Annotated in this window: 17 protein-coding genes; 8 read left to right on the forward strand and 9 right to left on the reverse strand. The window is 65.3% G+C overall.

All coding sequences use genetic code 11. The features are described from left to right. Positions 1-257 precede the first annotated feature (257 nt). The 5 genes from KHO41_RS37765 to catA form a co-directional block, all read right to left on the reverse strand. On the reverse strand, positions 258-1043 hold the full coding sequence (locus tag KHO41_RS37765) for a 1,6-dihydroxycyclohexa-2,4-diene-1-carboxylate dehydrogenase (RefSeq protein ID WP_211958336.1): 786 nt from the start codon (positions 1041-1043) through the stop codon (positions 258-260). 5 nt (positions 1044-1048) lie between these two features. Then, complete coding sequence (benC, locus tag KHO41_RS37770) at positions 1049-2068, reverse strand: benzoate 1,2-dioxygenase electron transfer component BenC (RefSeq protein WP_211958337.1); 1020 nt, start codon at positions 2066-2068, stop codon at positions 1049-1051. Between the two features lie 63 nt (positions 2069-2131). Next, positions 2132-2623 (reverse strand): benzoate 1,2-dioxygenase small subunit, encoded by a 492-nt coding sequence (gene benB, locus KHO41_RS37775; RefSeq protein WP_211958338.1) that lies wholly within the window; start codon positions 2621-2623, stop codon positions 2132-2134. Then, complete coding sequence (gene benA, locus KHO41_RS37780; RefSeq protein WP_211958339.1) at positions 2620-4017, reverse strand: benzoate 1,2-dioxygenase large subunit; 1398 nt, start codon at positions 4015-4017, stop codon at positions 2620-2622. Before benA ends, benB begins: the two co-directional genes overlap by 4 nt. Positions 4018-4113: 96 nt before the next feature. Next, on the reverse strand, positions 4114-5037 hold the full coding sequence (catA, locus tag KHO41_RS37785) for a catechol 1,2-dioxygenase (protein WP_211958340.1): 924 nt from the start codon (positions 5035-5037) through the stop codon (positions 4114-4116). A gap of 172 nt (positions 5038-5209) precedes the next feature. Here catA and KHO41_RS37790 point away from each other — a divergent pair, with 172 nt between their 5' ends. Further along, the gene (locus tag KHO41_RS37790) at positions 5210-6133 is read left to right on the forward strand and encodes a LysR family transcriptional regulator (RefSeq protein WP_211958358.1); all 924 of its coding nucleotides are present in this window, start codon (positions 5210-5212) and stop codon (positions 6131-6133) included. A gap of 100 nt (positions 6134-6233) precedes the next feature. Then, the gene (locus tag KHO41_RS37795; RefSeq protein WP_211958341.1) at positions 6234-7352 is read left to right on the forward strand and encodes a muconate/chloromuconate family cycloisomerase; all 1119 of its coding nucleotides are present in this window, start codon (positions 6234-6236) and stop codon (positions 7350-7352) included. Between the two features lie 18 nt (positions 7353-7370). Here KHO41_RS37795 and KHO41_RS37800 read toward each other — a convergent pair whose 3' ends face one another. After that, the gene (locus KHO41_RS37800) at positions 7371-8456 is read right to left on the reverse strand and encodes a calcium:proton antiporter (RefSeq protein ID WP_211958342.1); all 1086 of its coding nucleotides are present in this window, start codon (positions 8454-8456) and stop codon (positions 7371-7373) included. A gap of 1585 nt (positions 8457-10041) precedes the next feature. After that, positions 10042-10425, reverse strand: coding sequence for an NUDIX domain-containing protein (locus tag KHO41_RS37805; protein WP_211958343.1), 384 nt, complete (start codon positions 10423-10425; stop codon positions 10042-10044). A 317-nt stretch (positions 10426-10742) separates the two neighbouring features. Here KHO41_RS37805 and KHO41_RS37810 point away from each other — a divergent pair, with 317 nt between their 5' ends. Then, the gene (locus KHO41_RS37810; protein WP_211958344.1) at positions 10743-11366 is read left to right on the forward strand and encodes a UdgX family uracil-DNA binding protein; all 624 of its coding nucleotides are present in this window, start codon (positions 10743-10745) and stop codon (positions 11364-11366) included. 76 nt (positions 11367-11442) lie between these two features. Here the strand turns inward: KHO41_RS37810 and KHO41_RS37815 are convergent, their stop codons facing one another. Then, the gene (locus KHO41_RS37815) at positions 11443-12309 is read right to left on the reverse strand and encodes a glycosyltransferase family 2 protein (protein WP_211958345.1); all 867 of its coding nucleotides are present in this window, start codon (positions 12307-12309) and stop codon (positions 11443-11445) included. Then, positions 12306-13016 carry a PIG-L deacetylase family protein gene (locus tag KHO41_RS37820; protein WP_244874219.1) on the reverse strand — a complete coding sequence of 237 codons (711 nt, stop codon included), beginning with the start codon at positions 13014-13016 and terminating at the stop codon, positions 12306-12308. Before KHO41_RS37820 ends, KHO41_RS37815 begins: the two co-directional genes overlap by 4 nt. Before the next feature lie 515 nt (positions 13017-13531). Between KHO41_RS37820 and KHO41_RS37825 the strand changes: the two genes are divergently transcribed. The 5 genes from KHO41_RS37825 to KHO41_RS37845 all read left to right on the forward strand — a co-directional run bounded on the left by KHO41_RS37825 (position 13532) and on the right by KHO41_RS37845 (position 18715). Next, positions 13532-14689 (forward strand): glycosyltransferase family 9 protein, encoded by a 1158-nt coding sequence (locus KHO41_RS37825; RefSeq protein WP_376989968.1) that lies wholly within the window; start codon positions 13532-13534, stop codon positions 14687-14689. After that, positions 14679-15629 carry a glycosyltransferase gene (locus KHO41_RS37830; protein WP_211958359.1) on the forward strand — a complete coding sequence of 317 codons (951 nt, stop codon included), beginning with the start codon at positions 14679-14681 and terminating at the stop codon, positions 15627-15629. Before KHO41_RS37825 ends, KHO41_RS37830 begins: the two co-directional genes overlap by 11 nt. 190 nt (positions 15630-15819) lie before the next feature. Continuing rightward, entirely contained in the window at positions 15820-16788 is a 969-nt protein-coding gene (locus tag KHO41_RS37835; protein WP_211958347.1) for a BON domain-containing protein, read from the forward strand. After that, positions 16785-17570, forward strand: a complete 786-nt coding sequence (locus KHO41_RS37840) for an SDR family NAD(P)-dependent oxidoreductase (protein ID WP_211958348.1) — start codon at positions 16785-16787, stop codon at positions 17568-17570. Before KHO41_RS37835 ends, KHO41_RS37840 begins: the two co-directional genes overlap by 4 nt. 29 nt (positions 17571-17599) lie before the next feature. Continuing rightward, positions 17600-18715, forward strand: a complete 1116-nt coding sequence (locus KHO41_RS37845) for a flavodoxin family protein (RefSeq protein ID WP_211958349.1) — start codon at positions 17600-17602, stop codon at positions 18713-18715. The last annotated feature ends 59 nt before the right edge of the window (positions 18716-18774 follow it).

Below are 18774 nucleotides of genomic sequence, written 5' to 3' on the forward strand. Positions count from 1 at the left end.
GAACTCCGCCGGATAGCGTTTCATCTCCAAACCGCTTCCGCCCCCCATTGTCCTTCATCGAAAGGCGGCGAGGCGACAACTATCCTGACATGGAGGGCTCGGACAAAAAGTGACTCGCCGGCTACGCCGGCGAAACAGCAGCGCCCGCCAAGAACGACAACCCCACAATTCGTCGAAGAACCAAAAAAAAGCCAGGGCGCCATGGCGCCACTGGCTGGACAGCGGGGGCTGACGCCGCCCCACGCAGGACAAACCGTTTATCCCTGGTCGCCGCCGCCCACCGGCAGCACCGTCCCGGTAATGTAGGACGCCTCGTCCGAGGCCAGGAACAGGATCGCGCCGACCTGTTCGTCGATGGTGCCGTAGCGGTGCATCAAACTCGAGCCGATGGTCTGGTCGACGATGCCCTGGTACCACGCCGCTTCCTGCGGCGTCTGCTCGGACGTATTGCGCGGGATGCGGCGCGGCGGCGCCTCTGTACCGCCGGTAGCGACCGCATTGACGCGGATGCCTTCGCCGGCGTGTTCGAATGCGAGGCTGGCCGTCAGCGCATTGACGCCGCCCTTGGCCGCGGCATACGGCACGCGGTGGATGCTGCGCGTGGCGATCGACGACACATTGACGATCGCGCCCCGGCGCCGTTCCACCATGCCGGGCAGCGCTGCGCGGCAACTCCACAGCGTGGGGAACAGCGATCGGCGGATCTCCGCTTCGATCTGGTCTTCCTCGTAATGCTGATAAGGCTTTGCCCAGATGGTGCCGCCGACATTGTTGATCAGCACGTCGACGCGGCCATGCGCGGACAGTGCGGCATCGACCATGGCCTTTGCGCCGGCATAGGTCTCCAGGTCGACAATCACCGCGGTCGCACGCCCGTTCTGCCCGGCGATCTCGGCCACGACTTCGTGGACAAGTTCCGAGCGGTCGGCGAGCACAAGCGTACCGCCCTCCGCCGCCGCGCGCAGCGCCACGCCGCGGCCGATGCCCTGTGCCGCGCCGGTGATGACGACGATCTTGCCTTCAAAACGATTGGAAGTGCTCATGACAGTCAGGCCACGCTGCTGGCCGAGAATTTTTCGTAGTAGAAGCCTGCCGGCTCGACACCGCTTTCCTTGAGCCAGTTGCGCACCGCATCGACCATCGCCACCGGACCGCACAGGTAGATGTCGACATCGCCGCCGTTGAGCCATTCCGGTTCGACATGCTGTGTGACATAGCCCTTGCGTCCGTGGCCGCTCTCGGCGCTGGCCACACAGGTGCGGTATTCAAAGCCCGTCAGTTGCTGTGCAGCACCATCGATGCGCGGCAGTTCGACGAGGTCGATGTCATTGGTGACGCCATACACCATGCGCACCGGATGCGGATTGCCGTTGCTGGCCAGCACGTCGAGCATCGACAGGAACGGGGCGATGCCCGTGCCGCCGGCCAGCAGCAGCACGGGGCGCTGCACCGGGCGCAGGTAGAAGCTGCCGTAAGGGCCGGAGAATGCAATGCGCTGGCCCGGTTGTGCTTCCTGGGTAAGGTAGCTGCTCATGCGGCCGTCCGGCACATTGCGCACGACGAAGCCGGTGCGGCCGGCGCCTGGCGCGGAGCTGAACGAGTACGACCGCGTCAGCCCGCTGCCCGGGATCTCCACGTTGACGTACTGGCCCGGCAGGAAATCCAGCGCGCCGGCATCGTCGAGGTCGATCGAGAAGCCGATGGTGGAATCCGACAGCTTGTCGACGCTGGCAATGGCGCCTTCGAACTTGGTGACGCCGGTCTTGCACGCCGTCGACGATGCCGCGATGCGGATCACGCAGTCCGAACGCGGGCGCGTCTGGCAGGCCAGCACATAGCCCTGCGAGGCTTCTTCCGGGGTCAGTGCGTCTTCGATGTAGCTGGACTCCGGCAGGTCATAACTGCCCGATTCGCACAGGCCGCGGCACGTGCCGCACGCGCCGTCGCGGCAATCCAGCGGGATGTTGATTTTCTGGCGATAAGCGGCGTCCGAGAGGGTTTCGTTCTCCCCGCAGCTGATGAAGCGGGTAACGCCGTCCTCGAATTGCAGTGCGATCGTGTGTTCCATGGCCTTGTCCTCCAGCCGTGTTCGCTGGCCCGGACGGAATCTCCGCGGGCCGGCGAACGCTACTCAGATGTGATAGATGTCGATAACCTGGTTGATGTAGTCGTTCTTGAGCACGACATACTTGTCCAGGATCTGCGGTTGCGCGCCGGCGAAGTCGATCACGTAGCGCGACATGCCGAAGTAGCTGTAGTTGGTCTGGTACCGGTGCGCGAGCGTGTGCCAGTTGAAGCGCACGGTCAGCTTGTCGCCGTCGCGCTCCATGATCTCCACGTTGCTGAGGTTGTGGCACGTACGCGTGTCTGGAATCGTCGCGCTCGAACGCTCGGTCTTGATGCGGAAGATGCGGTCTTCCAGGCCCTGGCGGCTCGGGTAGAAGATCAGCGAGATCTCGCGCTCCGGATCGGTGATGAGCTGGCCGTCGTCGTCCCAGCACGGCATCCAGAAGCGGGCCTCCGTGTGGTAGCAGGTCAGCCACTCGTCCCACTGCTCGTCGTCGAGCAGGCGGGCTTCGCGGTACAGGAACGCCTGGACGGCGGCGATGTCGATGGTGCTCATGCGGCGCTCCCGTTGCAGTCTTCCGTGTCTTGCTCGGCCATGGCCTTCTTCATGACGTCGAGCCAGTAGCGGTGCTGCACGGTGTAGAGCCCTTCATCCTCGGTACGCACGCCGCTCATGACCGGGTTCAGGCCGATGCGCTGCGCAGCTTCGTCGGGGCCGGCAATCCAGTGCTTGGAGCCGCGGCACATGTCGTTCCAGGCCAGCGCGCCGCCGTTGTAGCCTTGCTGGCAGGCGCGGAACTCTTCGAGATCGTCGGGCGTGGCCATGCCGCTCACGTTGAAGAAATCTTCGTACTGGCGGATGCGGCGCGCACGGGCGTCGTCGGGTTCGCCCTTCGGCGCGATGCAGTAGATCGTGACTTCGGTCTTGTCGACCGACAGCGGACGCAGCAGGCGGATCTGCGAGCCGAACTGGTCCATCAGGTACACGTTCGGGTACAGGCACAGGTTGCGCGAGTTCTGGATCATCCAGTCCGCGGTTTCCTCGCCACAGCGCTCGGCGAATTCGGCGCGGCGCGCGAAGTTGGGCCGGTCTTCCGGGTTGGCCCAGCGCGTCCACAGCAGCATGTGGCCATGGTCGAACGCGTAGAAGCCGCCGCCTTGCTGGCCCCACTTGCCGGCATCCATCGCGCGGATCTTGTCTTCGCGCTCGTTCTGTTGCTTGCGGTGGTTCGTGGTGGCCGCGTAGTTCCAGTGCACGGCGGACACGTGGTAGCCGTCGGCGCCGTTTTCGGCCTGCAGCTTCCAGTTGCCTTCGTAGGTGTAGGTGGACGAGCCGCGCAGCACTTCCAGGCCATCGGGCGACTGGTCGGCGATCATGTCGATGATGCGCGCGGCATCGCCGAGGAAATCCTTCAGTGGCAGCACGTCGTCATTGAGGCTGCCGAACAGGAAGCCGCGGTAGTTCTCGAAGCGCGCCACCTTCTTCAGGTCGTGCGAGCCTTCCTTGTTGAAGCACTCGGGGTAGCCGGCGCCTTCCGGGTCCTTCACCTTGAGCAGCTTGCCGCTGTTGTTGAAGGTCCAGCCGTGGAACGGGCAGGTGTAGGTGGCCTTGTTGCCGCGCTTGTGCCGGCACAGCATGGCGCCGCGGTGGGTACATGCGTTGATGAAGGCGTTCAGTTCGCCCTGGCGGTTGCGGGCGATGAACACGGGCTGGCGGCCCATGTGCGTGGTGTAGTAGTCGTTGTTGTTAGGGATCTGGCTTTCGTGGGCCAGGTAGATCCAGTTGCCCTCGAAGATGTGCTGCATCTCGAGTTCGAACAGTGCTTCGTCGGTGAACGCGCTGCGGTGCAGGCGGTGGTCGCCGGTCTCATGGTTTTCGACGAGGAACTGGTCGAGCGAGAGGCGCGGGCGAGCGGGGGCCGTGCCCCGGTCCACGTGAATGGGGATCATGGAATCGTCTCCTGATTCGGTGTCTTGCGGCCTGTTGGTGGAACCGGGCGGCCGTCCCCGGTGGGTACTGCCTGCCGGCAGCGTCAACGGGAAGCCTCAGGCGGCGGCGCGGGTGCGCTCCACTTCAGCCGATGGCGCGTTGTCGCGCTCGTTGTTCAGGCGGAAGTCGAAGTCGATCGAGGCGAAGGGCTTGTCCACGCCATGCTTGTCCAGCGCTGCCGGGTCGCTCACGCGGGTCACGGCCGGCACAAGGCCTTCACGGCTGGCGAACGCGAAGTCGTCCCACAGGTATTCGTCGCCGTCGATGTTGATCTGCGTGGTCAGCTTGCGGTGGCCCGGCGCGGACACGAAGAAGTGGATGTGCGCGGGGCGGCGGCCATGGCGGGCCAGCTGGTCCAGCAGGCGCTGCGTGGTGCCTTGCGGCGGGCAGCCATAGCCCATCGGCACATTGCTGCGGAACTGGTAGCCGCCCTTGTCGTCGGTGACGATGGTACGGCGCAGGTTGAAGTGCGGCTGCGTCTTGTCGAAGAACGAGTAGTTGCCCATCAGATTGGCGTGCCACACCTCGACCTTGGCGCCCGGCAGCGGCTTGCCTTCGCCGTCATAGACCGTGCCTTGCATGAACAGCACTTCACCGTTGTCGGCTTCGCTGCCGTCGTCCAGGCGGGCGAAGCCCTTGCTTTCCGGCGCGCCGGCCACGTACAGCGGGCCTTCGATAGTGCGCGGGGTGCCGCCGGAGATACCGGCCTTGGCGTCGGCCTCGTCGGCGCGGACGTCCAGGAAGCGTTCCAGACCCAACCCTGCCGCAAGCAGACCGAGTTCCTGCGTGGCGCCGGCCTCGGCCATGTACTCGATACCCTTCCACACTTCGCTCTGGCTCAGGTCGAGGTCTTCGATGGCCTTGAACAGGTCGGTGGTCAGGCGCAGCACGACCTGCTGCACACGTGCGTTCGCGGTGCCCTGCGTGGCGGTATCGACGATGAATTGCTTGGCCAGTGCCTCGATCTCTGCATGCGTCATTTGTCTGCTCCGGGGATGTGATTGTCTGGTAGTGTCGGGGTCGAACGGTCAGTCAGATAATGCGTTTGGGGTATCAAGGCTTGCCGTTCGACTTGGTACGGAGCATAGTTGACGGGTATTTGAGGCGTCCAACACTGATTTAGTATCTTCTTTATACCTGCCGGGTATGACCATAGAATTGAGACACCTGCGCTACTTCGTCGCCGTCGCGGAGGAACGCAACTTCACCCGCGCGGCCGAGCGCCTGCATATTGCGCAACCTCCGCTGAGCCGCCAGATCCAGCAATTAGAGGAGGTGCTCGGTGTCCAGCTGTTCGAGCGCAATACGCGCCCGCTGCGGCTGACCGATACCGGGCGCTTTTTTTACACACACGCGCTGCAGCTGCTGGCGCAGACGTCGGAGTTGGAGGCCATGACACGGCGCGTGGCCAAGATCGAGCGCAAGATGTCGGTCGGCTTCGTTGGCTCGACGTTGTACGGCATGCTGCCGCGGATCATCCGGCGCTTTCGCACCGAGCATCCTGACATCGAGATGAGCCTGCACGAGATGTCGACCATGGACCAGATCAAGGCGCTCAAGGACGGGCGCATCGATGTGGGCTTCGGCCGCATCCGGCACGATGACCCGGCCGTGCGGCGCGTGGTGCTGCGCGAGGAGCGCATGATCGTGGCGTTGCCGCTCGGGCACCCCCTTGCGGCCGGGCGCAAGACGTTGTCGCTGCACGATCTGGTGGAGGAATCGCTGATCATCTTCCCGAAGGCGCCGCGGCCCAGTTTCGCCGACCAGGTGCTTGCGGCGTTCCATGACCGCGCCTTGAAGCCGCGCCGGCTGCATGAGGTGCGCGAACTGCAGATCGCGCTGGGGCTGGTCGCGATGGGCGAGGGGATTTCGGTGGTGCCGAGCAGCGTCTACGGCCTCAAGCGCGACGATGTGAGCTATGTCGAACTCGACGACCCGAGCCTGGTGTCGCCGATCATCATGAGCATGCGCATGCTCGATGAATCGCAGGACCTGCGCGAAATGCAGGCGATGATCTACCAGCTCTATGAAGAGCTGGGCATTCCGTACAACCCGCCAGGCCACGAGAACGCATGAGGCATACCTGACAGGTATGCGACGAGACGTCATCGGTCTTGGACAGCCGGAAATCAGGCTCCCATACTTTCGCATACGACATCCACTGTATCGAGAAGGTATGAAAGCGACGATTTCTTCCATCGAGGCCATCCTGGTCGACCTGCCCACCATCCGGGCCCATCAACTGGCCATGGCCACCATGCAGCAGCAGACACTGGTGATCGTGCGGCTGCGCTGCAGCGACGGCATCGAAGGCATTGGCGAGGCCACCACCATTGGTGGCCTTTCCTATGGCGATGAAAGCCCCGAGGGCATCAAGCTGGCCATCGACACCTACCTCGCGCCTGCGCTGGCCGGTGAAGATGCCACCAATGTCCATGCCGCCATGGCGCGCCTGAACAAAATCGCGCGCGGCAATCGCTTCGCCAAATCGGCACTGGAAACGGCGTTGCTGGATGCGCAGGGCAAGCGGCTCGGCGTGCCGCTCGCGACGCTGCTCGGCGGCGCCGTGCGCACCACGCTGCCCGTGCTGTGGACGCTGGCGAGCGGTGATACCGCACGCGATATCGACGAAGCCGAGCGCTTGCTGGCGGAGCGTCGTCACAACACCTTCAAGCTAAAGATTGGCCGGCGCAGCGTGCGCGATGACGTGGCCCACGTATCGGCAATCAAGCGCGCGCTGGGCGACCGCGCGCGCGTGACGGTGGACATCAATCAGGCGTGGAACGAGGCCGATGCTGCCGGTGGCATCGCCATGCTCGAAGCCGCGGGCATCGACCTGATCGAGCAGCCCACGCCGCGCGAGCAGCGCACGGCGCTGGCGCGACTGGCGGCACGCTTTGTGGTGCCGATCATGGCGGATGAAGCGGTATGCGGGCCCGAAGATGCAATGGAACTCGCACGCATCGGCGGCGCCGATGTGTTTGCGTTGAAGATCGCCAAATCAGGCGGCATCTTCGGCATGCTGCGCACGGCAGCGGTCGGCGATGCCGCGGGCATTGCGCTGTACGGCGGCACGATGCTGGAAGGCAGCGTAGGGACCATCGCCGCCGCGCACGGCTTCTGCACGCTGCCGCAGCTGGCGTGGGGCACGGAGTTGTTCGGCCCGCTGTTGCTCAAGGATGATGTGGTCGTGCAGCGGCCCGAATATCGTGATTTCAGCCTGCATCTGCCCGAAGGCCCGGGGCTGGGCCTTGCGCTCGACGAAGACAAGCTCGCGCACTATCGGCGCGCGTGAGCCAGCAGTCGTGTCCGTTCAGGGCACTACCGACAGGAACAGGTAGGCGGCCAGGATCACAAGGTGCACGACACCTTGCAGAATCGTGGTTCGGCCCCTGCCCAGCGTGAGCGACGACACCACCAGCGTCAGGATCAGCAGCACCGTTTCCTTGGCGCCGAGCCCGAGTTCGAGCGGTTTCCCGATCCAGATGAAGACTGCGGCCACCGCAGGAATGGTCAGGCCGATGCTGGCCAGTGCCGAGCCAAGTGCGAGGTTCAGGCTGGTCTGGAGCCGGTCCGCGCGCGCCGCGCGCAAGGCGGCCAGGCCTTCGGGAAGCAGCACCATCGCCGCGATGATGATCCCGACCACAGCAGCGGGCGCGCCGGCATGCAGCACGGCGGCCTCCACTGACGGCGACAGCAGCTTGGCCAGACCGACCACGAGCACCAGGCACACCACCAGCAGCAAGCCGCTGATCGTGGCCACACGTGCCGGCGGCGGCGGGGCGTGGACGTTCTCGTCCGAGCTGCCATCCGCAAGGAAGTAGTCGCGGTGGCGCACGGTCTGCACGAACACGAACGAGCCATACAGCACGAGCGACATCACGCCGGCAAAGCCAAGCTGTGCGGGTGTGAGCACCGGCCCCGGCGAGCTGCTGGTGTAGTTGGGCAGCACCATGGTCAGCACCAGCAGCGCAGCCAGCACGGCCATCGCGGCATTCGCGCCCGGCGCCTGGAACGCCTGCTCGCGATGGTGCAACCCGCCGACGAACAGGCACAGCCCGACAATGCCGTTGCAGATCAGCATGACTGCGGCGAATACCGTGTCGCGCGCAAGGCCCGCCTTCTCCGGCCCGGATGACAGCATCACCGAGACGATCAGCGCGACTTCGATCACGGTCACCGCAATGGCCAGCACCAGCGTGCCGAATGGTTCGCCGACCTTATGGGCGACCACTTCCGCATGATGTACGGCGGCGAACACCGCGCCGGCCAGTGCAGGTGCCATCAGCATGATCAGCCAGCCCTGCGTGGGCAAGCCCAGTCCGGCGGCGAGAATCGCCGCCGCGGCAAGCGGGGCCCACACGGTCCACGCCGGCAGCTTGTTGGAAGTCAGTGCCATCCCTGGTTTTTCCTTTCTAGTTTTATGGGGCCGCCGGGCGGCGGCATAGAGACGTGCGGGTAATAGATGCCCGGCACGAAGCAGGAGGGTGGCTGGCGCCGCATATCGCGACGACAGCACTTCGTATGGCAAGCCAAAGGGAATTGAGTTCCCTGAAATTGCGCGAAATTGGCTGGAGTTCGCCCTTATTCGGATTGTTTTTTAGGCTAAGTGCCTTCCGGCGGGGAAGAGTCCTCGTGCTCGTCGGCGCGAGGAGGCGTTACATCCCGCAACGCGGGATGGTTGCGCGCAATCCAGCGGGCGGCTGCGAGCAATGCAATAAGGCAGGCGAGGAAATAGGCGCCGTAAGCGACGACGTGCTGCATTTCTTGACCCTGTTATTTTTGATTTTTGAACGGCTCTGGGGCCGAGTAAGGGCGGGAGTATGGGCAGCATTCGTTACGTCGGACATCCCTCTTTAGGTGGGGGACGGATGGAGAGGGGACGGGGGTTGTTGGGGGCTTGTAGTTCGGGTTGGGTTATCGCTCTTCGCTGGCGCGGCTGTTTCGCCGGCGTAGCCGGCGAGTCACTTTTGTCCGAGCGACAAAAGTAACCAAAAACGCGTTTTGGTTGCCCCAAAGGGGCGAATTTTTATCGTAGTGTGCGAGGGGTGTTGTACGGGGATGGGCTTCAGAGGGGATTTACGCTGCCTGCCGCGTGGGGCACGACCGTGGTCAGAACTACAGCGCTGATTGAACGAGCCCTGCAAGCGCCTGTGGCCCCTGCTGCGAGCGATATCGTGCAATCGCCTTCGGCTGCGCTACGCGCAGAGCCCTAGTCTAAGCACACAGGCCCAGGGCCAACCACGCCTCGGTGACGATGCCCGCGCATGCATGCACGTAGAGAAAGGAAACGGACCTCGGGCGCCAGCGACGTTGATGCGCATGCGCCCAGACGACGACGTGCGCGCAGCGCAGCCGAAGGCGTCCCACCACTGACCTGATTGAAACGCTGTACCCGAGTCCGTCTTGGGGATCGTCCAAAAGTCGTGCCGCGCCAGGCACAGGTTCTGACTCACATGGCGTAGCAGGTTGGAACGGCCGACCACCATCGCAGGCGTCCAAAGCCGTTTGAACCCCTGCCGCCGTGGAATTGATGGCCAGCGGCAACGACGCGCTTTTTGGTTACTTTTTGTCGCTCGGACAAAAAGTGACTCGCCGGCTACGCCGGCGAAACAGCAGCACCTGTCAAGAACGATACCCCGGTCTCAACCAAAACCCGCCGGCTACGCTGGCGAAACAGCGGCGCTGGCCAAGTGCGATAACCAAGCCAAAACCTTAACCCCATTTCCACCAAAAATAAAAGAGCCCTCGGCCGGGGTGGTCGAGGGCCCTAAGTGGTTGGGGCGTACCCGTTAACCGCCCCGTCACCGAGTGTACCCGTGAACCCACGCTCAACATGAGTTCATCCCAGCGACTGTCGCGCTGCAGCGACGCCTGATCCTACGCGTCACATCGCATATTCCCCACACGCCACTTGGCGCCGAAAAACGTGCTGCATGCGATATGCACGGGCAAAACATACCCGTTGCGCGAGCGACACGCTCCTACCGCATTCCCTCTTGAAAAAACTGCGACACAATCTGCCGCGTCGTCTGGCTCGTCTCGATTTCGCCGAGTTTGTCGTGCGGGAGCCACTGCAGGCACTTGATCTCATGCCCCGGCTTGGGCCGCGCGGAGCCACCGACGGCCGCGGTGAAGACGTGATGCACCGTGGTTGCACCGATGAACTGAAACGCACCGACCAGCCTCTTGGCTTCAAGCGCCGTCTCCTGTTGCAGTTCGCGCCGCGCCGTTTGTTCAGGCGATTCCTGCTTGCCCGGACGGCCGCCGGGCAACGCCCATCGCACCCCATCCTTGGACACGAGCAGCACGTGACCGTGCCGGATGCACACGATCGTGGACCGGACCTTGGGTTTCAGCGGTTGCATGTCAGCTCCCTGCAATAGCGCGGCGGTATCGCCTGCCGCGTGGTGCGCCGATGGAAGTGCGCTCCGTCTTCTTATTGCTGGCTTGGTGTCGCCTGCCGTGACAGGCGCACGCCATCCAGGCCGCACGCTTTTTGTCCTGATCAAGCTCGTCAGTGGCGGAGCACGATGGTACATGCGTGTGGCCACCACCTGTCAATCGGCATCAGCACGCAGCATCTGGCGTGCCAGTTCCCGGCTGTCGGTTGTCGACATGCACAGCGCGCGTCCGGCATGCATCTTGATTGGACACTGCGCATCTTTGCCAAGGATATCCACTCATGCCAAAACGCGCTGAGACGCACAGCGAGCCCGTACCGGCACGCGAGGAACTCAACGCATGCCGGCGTTGCCCGTTGTGGCACGACGCTACCCAAGGCGTGCCGGGAGCCGGCCCCACCAGCGCGAAGCTGATGCTCGTCGGCGAGCAGCCGGGCAATGAGGAGGATCTGCAGGGCGAGCCCTTCGTCGGGCCTGCGGGCCGCCTGCTGAGCGAGGCGCTGGAGCGCGCCGGACTGGAGCGCCATGACGTCTATCTGACCAATGCCGTCAAACATTTCAAGTTCGAGCTGCGCGGCAAGCGGCGCCTGCACAAGACGCCGGGCCAGCTCGAAGTCGAAGCGTGCGGGATCTGGCTCGAACAGGAGATCCAGGCCGTCGAGCCCACTGTGATCGTCGCGCTCGGCGCAACGGCGACCGGCGCTGTGCTCGGCAGGAAGCGCGTGGCACTGTCGACGCTGATGGACGAACCAGTCGAACGGGAAGGGCGGCTCGTCGTGGCTACCTACCATCCGTCGTTCGTGTTGCGTCAGCGTAGCGAAGAAAGCCGCCATGCCGCGTTCGAACGCATCGTGGCCAGCCTAAGGCAGGCCGTGCGCCTCGCGGCCGGGAGACGCAGTCGGTAAATTTTTCAACGGTGGACTGCAATTGCGCTTGCGTCTTACGACACCCCCGCCTGGTCTGCTTTTCTGACGCAGTGGACTAGCGATGGCGCGCGCTGTGCACAAGCCGCAGCGCTGACACGACATGGCGCGGCACCACTTCACGCTCCTGCAGCACCCAGCGCATGCCGCGCAGCAGATCCACCCAGTCGTCGCGCTCCAGTGCCGTGGCCAGCGCCGGCAACGCGGCGAGCGTTTCGGTCATGGCCATGGTCGCCGGCAGGCACAGCCACGCCGACCACACCGCATTGCGCGCGAGCATGGCCCGGCGCCGGTGCGCATCGCGCGCCGCGCTCGGATGGTGGTGAACGATCAGGTCCGGCGCGTAGACGAGCGACCACCCGCGCGCGGCGAGCCGCATCGACAGCAGTGTTTCCTCGCCGCCGATAAAGAAGCGCGGATCGTAGCCGCCCGCTTCCATATAAGCCGAGATACGGAACGCCGTGGCGCCGGCCATGATGCCGAGGATCATCCGTCCCGGCAGGCCGGCCGATGGCAACGGGCTGTGCGACATGGCCGTGCAGGCCGGGTCTTCGCGCTGCGAATCGCCGACCAGAATCCGTGCCGTCAGCGTGGCGATCTCGGGATTGGCGTCGAACATCGCGCACGCGCGCGTGAGCGCGCCGGCCTGCCACCAGCAATCGTCGTCGCAGAAGGCCACGTATGGCGTGCTCGCCCATGCCGCACCGAGGTTGCGGCCTGCAGCGCCAAGATTGGTGCGGCAGGGCAGACAGGACACCTCGGGGAACTGTTCCGCGAGCATGGCGCAGGTGCCGTCGGTCGAGCCATTGTCGACCACGGCGACGCGCGGATGCTCCGGCAGCGCGCTGAGCTGGTGGAGCGTATGCGCGAGCGTATCGCGCCGGTTGTGCGTAAGGACGACCACGCTGATGCCGGGATGAGTCACGTCTGGCTCCGTCCCGCAAACGCCAGCGACCAGTAGCGCTCCGGTGTGCCGATATCGGCGATCTGGGAGGCGCTGAACAGCGGCAGCTGGCTCACATAGGCCTTGACCGCCTCCATCTTGCGCGGCAAAAACGGCGCCGTGGCAAAGTAGACCGGCGTCGCGATCAGCCCTGCGTGCCGCCACGTCGCAAGCTGGCTCTGCACCAGCCCGGGCAGGCGGCGATAGATCGCGTCTTCATAGAACAGCCACTGCCGAGGCTCGACACCGGTGTCGTCGCCGTCGTGGCCGCCCGCCATCGCCAGTGCGGGCCGGCACAACGACAGGCTGGCCGCGTGCGTGAGAATGTGATCGCTGTGGAACAGGCCCATTGGCGCGATCACCGTGCGGCTTTCCTCCAGCACCTGGCAGGCCCGAATACGCTCGGCCACCGCTTCGATCGTGTAGCGGTGCCGGTACTGGCTGTCCAGCAGGTCCAGCCAGAGCGGGTGGCCGCCAAGTTGCGCGAGCGCGCGCGCGTCTTCATGGCGGCGCGACAGCACGGCCTCGCGCGCGCTGCCGAAGCCGGCGGCGCGGTCCCATTCCGGCAGTTCCACGTGCGGCGACGGAAGGCCGGCGAATACGGTCAGCACGTTCGGGTTCCTGCCGGCCGCGATCAGGCAGCCGCAGCTGAAGACTGCGTCGTCGAGGTGCGGGGAGAGGATCGTCATCCGCTCCGGAGCATGGGAAGTCGGCATCGTTCCAGGTCGGGGATGGCATCGGTAGCCCCCTCCTGCAGCATGCATGCCAGACGCGACGCCTTGTCGCGGCGGACGCTTTTTTTGCAGTGGTTGGTGAATCTGGACAAGGGTTATGGCGATTCGCGCGGGCGCGGTTCCTGCGATGGCCGGCAGGGACGCCTGCAGCACCTCGTTGAAGTTCGCGGTCGAGCTTTCTACCGCCGGGTTGTAGAAGCGTCTCTGCCTTCCAGGCTCGCGGTATCGGCCCCTTGGGTACGGACGTTGCGTGACTGCGGCCCCGCTTCCGCAAAGGAGATTTCCATGAGTTCCGATCGGCCCCATGGAAGCGTCACGCAAGACATAGGCGCCAGGGCCGTAGGACAAGGCCATGCCGCACTGGCATGCATTTCGCTGCGCTGACGATGACCGGCCGCCCGCGGCGGCACTGTTTTGTTGTCACTGTACTGGCGCGTGCGCGGCGCGCTGGCCTTCCAGACGAGGTTCCTATGAATGCGCCGCTGCTGTTACGGAACGTGGGACGAGGCGAAAGCACGGAAGCGGCGGCAGTGCCGCCGGTGCTGCCATCGCCGACAGCACTCCAGGCGCCGGACCACGCCGCGCGCCGCCGCATCGCGGTGTTCCGCGCGCTGCAGCTCGGCGACATGCTGTGTGCGGTCCCGGCGCTGCGCGCCCTGCGCGAAGGCGAGCCGGACGCGCATATCACGCTGATCGGCTTGCCGTGGGTGCGCGAGTTCGCCAGCCGCTTTGGCAGCCTGATCGATGACGTGATGGTCTTCCCCGGCGCACCAGGCTTCCCGGAGCGGCCCTACGACGCGGCAGCGCAGGCCGCCTTCCATGCGGAGGCCCGCGCGCGGCGGTTTGACCTGGCCATCCAGATGCACGGCAGCGGCGCGTTGAGCAATGATGTCGTGCGGCAACTTGGAGCCCGCACGATCACGGGCTTCTGCGCCACCTCTGCGGAGGCAGCGCTGGCGAATGAGCACGAACGCCTGCTGCCATGGCCCGGCGGCAACGAGATCGAATGCCTTCTGGGCCTGATGCGGGCGCTGGGCTACCCGGTAGTCGACCCGCATCTCGCGTTTCCGTTGCGGCCGCAGGACCATGCCGGCTGGCAACGCCTTGCCGAATTGCACGGGCTGGTGGGCGGCGAGTACATCTGCGTGCATCCCGGTGCACGGATGCTTTCGCGCCGCTGGCCCGTGGAGCGCTTTGCGGACGTTGCGCTGCGGCTGCGCAAGCGCTGGAGGATTGTGGTCACTGGGGCGCCGGACGAGATCATGCTCACGCACCGGCTTTGCGAACTGATCGGTGGCGACGTGGTGAACCTGACGGGCGCTACGCCGCTGGGCGAACTCGCCGCACTGATTGCGCATGCGCGGCTGCTGCTGTGCAACGATAGCGGGCCATCCCGTATCGCCGCCGCGCTAGATACGCCGAGCGTCGTGGTTTCATGCGGCGGCGAGAGCGATCGCTGGGCGCCACTGGACGCCACGCTGCACCACGTGCTGGCGTCCTATCCGCCGTGCCGGCCGTGCAATTGGCAGAAGTGCCCGTTCCGGCACGAGTGCGCAACCGCCATCACCGTCGACGCGGTGGAAGCCGAGGCGCTGAGCCTGGCATCGCGGGGCTACGATCATGCCTAGGCGCCTGCGTATCCTTACGTGGCACGTTCATGGCAACTATCTGTATTACCTGTCACAGGTACCGCACGAGTTCTTCCTGGTGACGCGCCCGGGCTATCCGCCCGGCTATGCGGGCGTGGGCGGCTCGCTGCCATGGGGGACGAACGTGCACGAAGTGCCGTGGGAACGGGTTGCGGCCACGGAGTTCGACTGCGTGCTTTACCAGCACCGCAGCCATTACGAGCTTGACCGGCAGACGCTGCTGACGCCGGTACAGCGCAATCTTCCGGCGATCTACCTCGAGCACGACCCGCCGCAAGAGCATCCGACCAACTCGCGGCACCCGGTGCAGGATCCGGACGTGTTGCTCGTGCATGTCACGCCATTCAATGCGCTGATGTGGGACAACGGCGTGACGCCCACGCGCGTGATCGACCACGGCATGGTGGTGGACCCGCATGTGCGGTACACCGGCATGCTCGCGCGCGGCATCAGCGTCGTCAACCATCTCGGCCGGCGTGGCCGCAGGCTCGGCGCCGATGTCTTTGCCGATGTGCGGCGCCTCGTTGCGCTCGACCTCGTCGGCAAGGACGCCGAGGCATCGGGCGGCATCGGGGACATTCCCAACGACGAGCTCGCGGCGTTCATGGCGCGATACCGGTTCTTCTTCCACCCGATCCGCTACACCAGCCTTGGCCTTGCCGTGGTGGAAGCGATGATGATCGGCATGCCGGTGGTGGGGCTGGCGACGACCGAGCTTTCCACGGTGATCCGCAATGGCACCAATGGCTATATCGATACGCGCACGGACAGCCTGGTCGAAGTCATGCGAGCTTTGATCGAAGAGCCGGTGCTGGCGGCGCGCTGGGGCCAGGCCGCGGCGCGCACGGCGCGCGAGCGCTTCGGCATCGGCCGCTTCGTATCGGACTGGCAGGCGGCGTTCCGGGCAGTGGCCGGGTGACGAGGAAGCGCCGTGCGGATGTTCTGCAACTTTTCCCGATACCGATGTAAATCAAACGGCCGGGCCGGCCAAGTCCGGGGCCGCGTGCGTGCGTAGCGGGACGGTACAAAACTTGCGGCGACGTCGTGACACACGGGGCGGTGCATCGACGCCAGGCCTCGATCCCACTCATACATAACCGGAGCTATCGATGAACCAAGGCGAATACGGGGACCGTCGCCGTTATGGCGCGACGCAAGAGGACTGGCCGAACCATCCGGACGATCGGGACGATCGCGACGATTACGTGGCGCGCAGGCAGCGCATGTCCGGCAGCAACCGGGACGATGGCACATCGCATTGGCAGGCAGGAAGCCGTCAGCCGGCGGGCGGCTGGTCTTCGTCGCCCGAGACGGGGCATGGTTATCAGGGCGAGCATGGGCGGCAGCAGCGCGGAGCGCGCGGCGAACGAGGGCAACAATCGGACCGCGGCTGGTCCGAGGCTGCGTATGGCGAAGGCCGATATGGCCAGTACGGGGAAGCCCGCTATCCCCGCAATCCGCAGAATCGCGGCGGCCGCGACGACGGTCCGGAGCAACGGGGCTTTGCGACCCGGCACGATCCCGAACGCAATTTCCACGGGGGCTGGCACCAGGGCGGCGAGCCACGCTACCGCAACGAACTGGCCCGGGAAACGCGCACGCTGCGCGAAGAGTGGGGAACCGGACGCGGCCCCACCGGCGAGTGGCAGGGCGAAAGCGGCTACATCCCGTTCGCTGGCCGCGGGCCACAGTGGGAACCGCTGGACTTCGGGCAGCCGGAGCATGTTGCGACTCCCCGTCATCGGCCGACCGGCCCAAAGGGCTACCAGCGGTCTGACGCACGCATTCAGGACGACGTGTGCGAACGGCTGGCCCACAGCCGCTTCGACGTGCACGACATCGAGGTTTCGGTGGCCGAGGGCATCGTGACGCTGAGCGGGCAGGTCAGGGAGCGCGATCAGAAGTACCGCCTGGAAGAGATCGCCGATGCGGTCTTCGGCGTGCGCGACGTCGACAACCAGATCCGCGCGGGACGCACGCAGGCACAGCAGCCACCCACGCAGCAACCAACGCTGCAACAACAAACGCAGCAAAGAACGCAGGAACAGACGCAGAAGAGCACGAAGGAATCGCCATGAACCGCTTCGACAACAAGGTGGTCATTGTGACGGGCGCGGGATCGGGCATTGGCGCGGCAACCGCGCGCCGCTTTGCGGCCGAAGGCGCATCCGTGGTGCTGGCCGGGCGGACGCGCGAAAAGCTCGACAAGGTCGCGGCAGCGTTGCCCGAGGCGCGGCGCCTCGTGCAGGTGACGGACGTCAGCGAGCTTGCGCAGGTGGAAGCGCTCGTGAGCGCGGCGGTCGGTCGATTCGGCCAGCTCGATGTCATGGTCAACAACGCCGGCATCGCACCCGAAGGCTGCGGCCGGCGCACGGAGGACGATCCCGCCGGCAAGGCGTGCATCGAAGACTGGCACAGCGTCATTGCCACCGATCTTGATGGCGCCTTCTTCGGCTGCTTCGCCGCGCTGCCGCACCTGATCCGTACCAAGGGCTGCATCGTCAACACGGCGTCGGTATCCGGGCTCGGCGGCGACTGGAACCTGTGCTTCTACAACGCGGCCAAGGGCGGCGTGGTGAACCTGACCCGTTCGCTCGCGCTCGACTATGGGCGCGATGGCGTGCGCATCAACGCCGTGTGCCCGACGCTCACCCGCACCGACCTGACCAAGGACATGTTCCAGGACGAGGCGCTGCTCGACCGCTTCCGCGAACGCATCGCGCTGGGTCGCACGGCCGAGCCCGAGGATATCGCGGACGTGGTGGCCTTTCTGGCCAGCGCAGATGCGCGCTTCATCACGGGCGTGAACCTCCCTGTGGACGGGGGCCTCACGGCATCCAACGGACAACCACCGGGTTAGCGGGCAGAATCCCGCGGCCCCATACGACCGTGGCCGACAAAGACAAAGCCAAAACCAAGACCGATACGGAAGCTGCGAACGACGTACGCAAGGGGCAAGTTACGGAATTCCTGTCCCGCGAGGCGTTTCGCGAGCGCTTTCTTGCGCGGTACTTCGATCCGGCCTTCCGCACGGAAGACGCCGCGATCGATCGCCTCGAGGCCATCGCGTGGGACGCCTACTGCCAGGGCCGCAAGGCGCCGGTGACGGAGAAGGCCGGTGCGGGCGCCGCCGATCCCGACTACGACCTGTCGGCAGAGTGGCTGCATGCGCGCGACGCCGTGCGCGATGCCCAGCGCATGCATGATGATCCCGACGGCCCTTCGCGCGTGCTGCTCGTGATCTGCGCATCGCGCAATGACTTCACGTGTCCGGGCGAGGTGTCCAAGTCCTGGCGCCTGGCCGGCGTCGCGCGCGCACGCATGGAAGCCTTGGGAATGACGGTCGACACGCTTGATCTGAGCCTGCTGACGTCCGATCCGGACCGGCATATCTACCCCTGCAAGGGCTGCGTGTCGACGGCCATGCCGCTGTGCCACTGGCCCTGCAGCTGCTACCCGAACCATGCGCTAGGGCAGGTCAACGACTGGATGAACGATATCTATCCCAAGTGGGTGGCCGCCCATGGTGTGCTGATCGTGACGCCGACGTACTGGTATCAGGCTACCAGTCCGCTCAAGCTGATGATGGACCGCCTGGTGTGCGCCGACGGTGGCAACCCCGACCCGAGCAGCACGCACGGGAAAAAGGCTGCGGAGGCGAAGGCGCTGGAGCTGAAGGGCTGGGACTATCCCAAGCATCTCGCGGGACGGGTCTACGGACTCGTTGTACACGGTGACGTCGCCGGCGTCGAAAGCGTGCGCCGCGCCCTGAGCGACTGGTTGCGCTGGATGGGGCTCGTCGATGCGGGCACCCGGTCGCAGCTCGACCGCTTCATCGGGTACTACGCGCCTTATGCGACGTCGCACCGCACGCTGGATGCGGACACCGGCGTGCAGCGCGAGGTGGAAAACGCAGGGGCTGCGCTGGCCGAGGCGGTGACGCTGCGCCGCCAGGGCGAACTGCCCGCGGTCGGTTGCGATCTGGATGTGCCCCGGCCGAAGTAGGAATGAAGCAGGAATGCGTGAAGAAGAATGGGTGAAGAGGAAGGAAGGGACGATGAGAT

Source organism: Cupriavidus numazuensis, assembly GCF_905397435.1.
In the GTDB taxonomy this organism is placed as follows: domain Bacteria; phylum Pseudomonadota; class Gammaproteobacteria; order Burkholderiales; family Burkholderiaceae; genus Cupriavidus; species Cupriavidus numazuensis.

What these genes read in the sequence shown, in the direction of transcription:
- KHO41_RS37795 (WP_211958341.1), top strand. Translation starts at nt 6,234, where the DNA reads ATGAAAGCGACGATTTCTTCCATCGAGGCCATCCTGGTCGACCTGCCC.
- KHO41_RS37825 (WP_376989968.1), top strand. Translation starts at nt 13,532, where the DNA reads ATGAATGCGCCGCTGCTGTTACGGAACGTGGGACGAGGCGAAAGCACG.
- KHO41_RS37765 (WP_211958336.1), bottom strand. Translation starts at nt 1,043, where the DNA reads ATGAGCACTTCCAATCGTTTTGAAGGCAAGATCGTCGTCATCACCGGC.
- KHO41_RS37840 (WP_211958348.1), top strand. Translation starts at nt 16,785, where the DNA reads ATGAACCGCTTCGACAACAAGGTGGTCATTGTGACGGGCGCGGGATCG.
- KHO41_RS37800 (WP_211958342.1), bottom strand. Translation starts at nt 8,456, where the DNA reads ATGGCACTGACTTCCAACAAGCTGCCGGCGTGGACCGTGTGGGCCCCG.
- benA (WP_211958339.1), bottom strand. Translation starts at nt 4,017, where the DNA reads ATGATCCCCATTCACGTGGACCGGGGCACGGCCCCCGCTCGCCCGCGC.
- catA (WP_211958340.1), bottom strand. Translation starts at nt 5,037, where the DNA reads ATGACGCATGCAGAGATCGAGGCACTGGCCAAGCAATTCATCGTCGAT.
- KHO41_RS37820 (WP_244874219.1), bottom strand. Translation starts at nt 13,016, where the DNA reads ATGACGATCCTCTCCCCGCACCTCGACGACGCAGTCTTCAGCTGCGGC.
- benC (WP_211958337.1), bottom strand. Translation starts at nt 2,068, where the DNA reads ATGGAACACACGATCGCACTGCAATTCGAGGACGGCGTTACCCGCTTC.
- benB (WP_211958338.1), bottom strand. Translation starts at nt 2,623, where the DNA reads ATGAGCACCATCGACATCGCCGCCGTCCAGGCGTTCCTGTACCGCGAA.
- KHO41_RS37805 (WP_211958343.1), bottom strand. Translation starts at nt 10,425, where the DNA reads ATGCAACCGCTGAAACCCAAGGTCCGGTCCACGATCGTGTGCATCCGG.
- KHO41_RS37810 (WP_211958344.1), top strand. Translation starts at nt 10,743, where the DNA reads ATGCCAAAACGCGCTGAGACGCACAGCGAGCCCGTACCGGCACGCGAG.
- KHO41_RS37835 (WP_211958347.1), top strand. Translation starts at nt 15,820, where the DNA reads ATGAACCAAGGCGAATACGGGGACCGTCGCCGTTATGGCGCGACGCAA.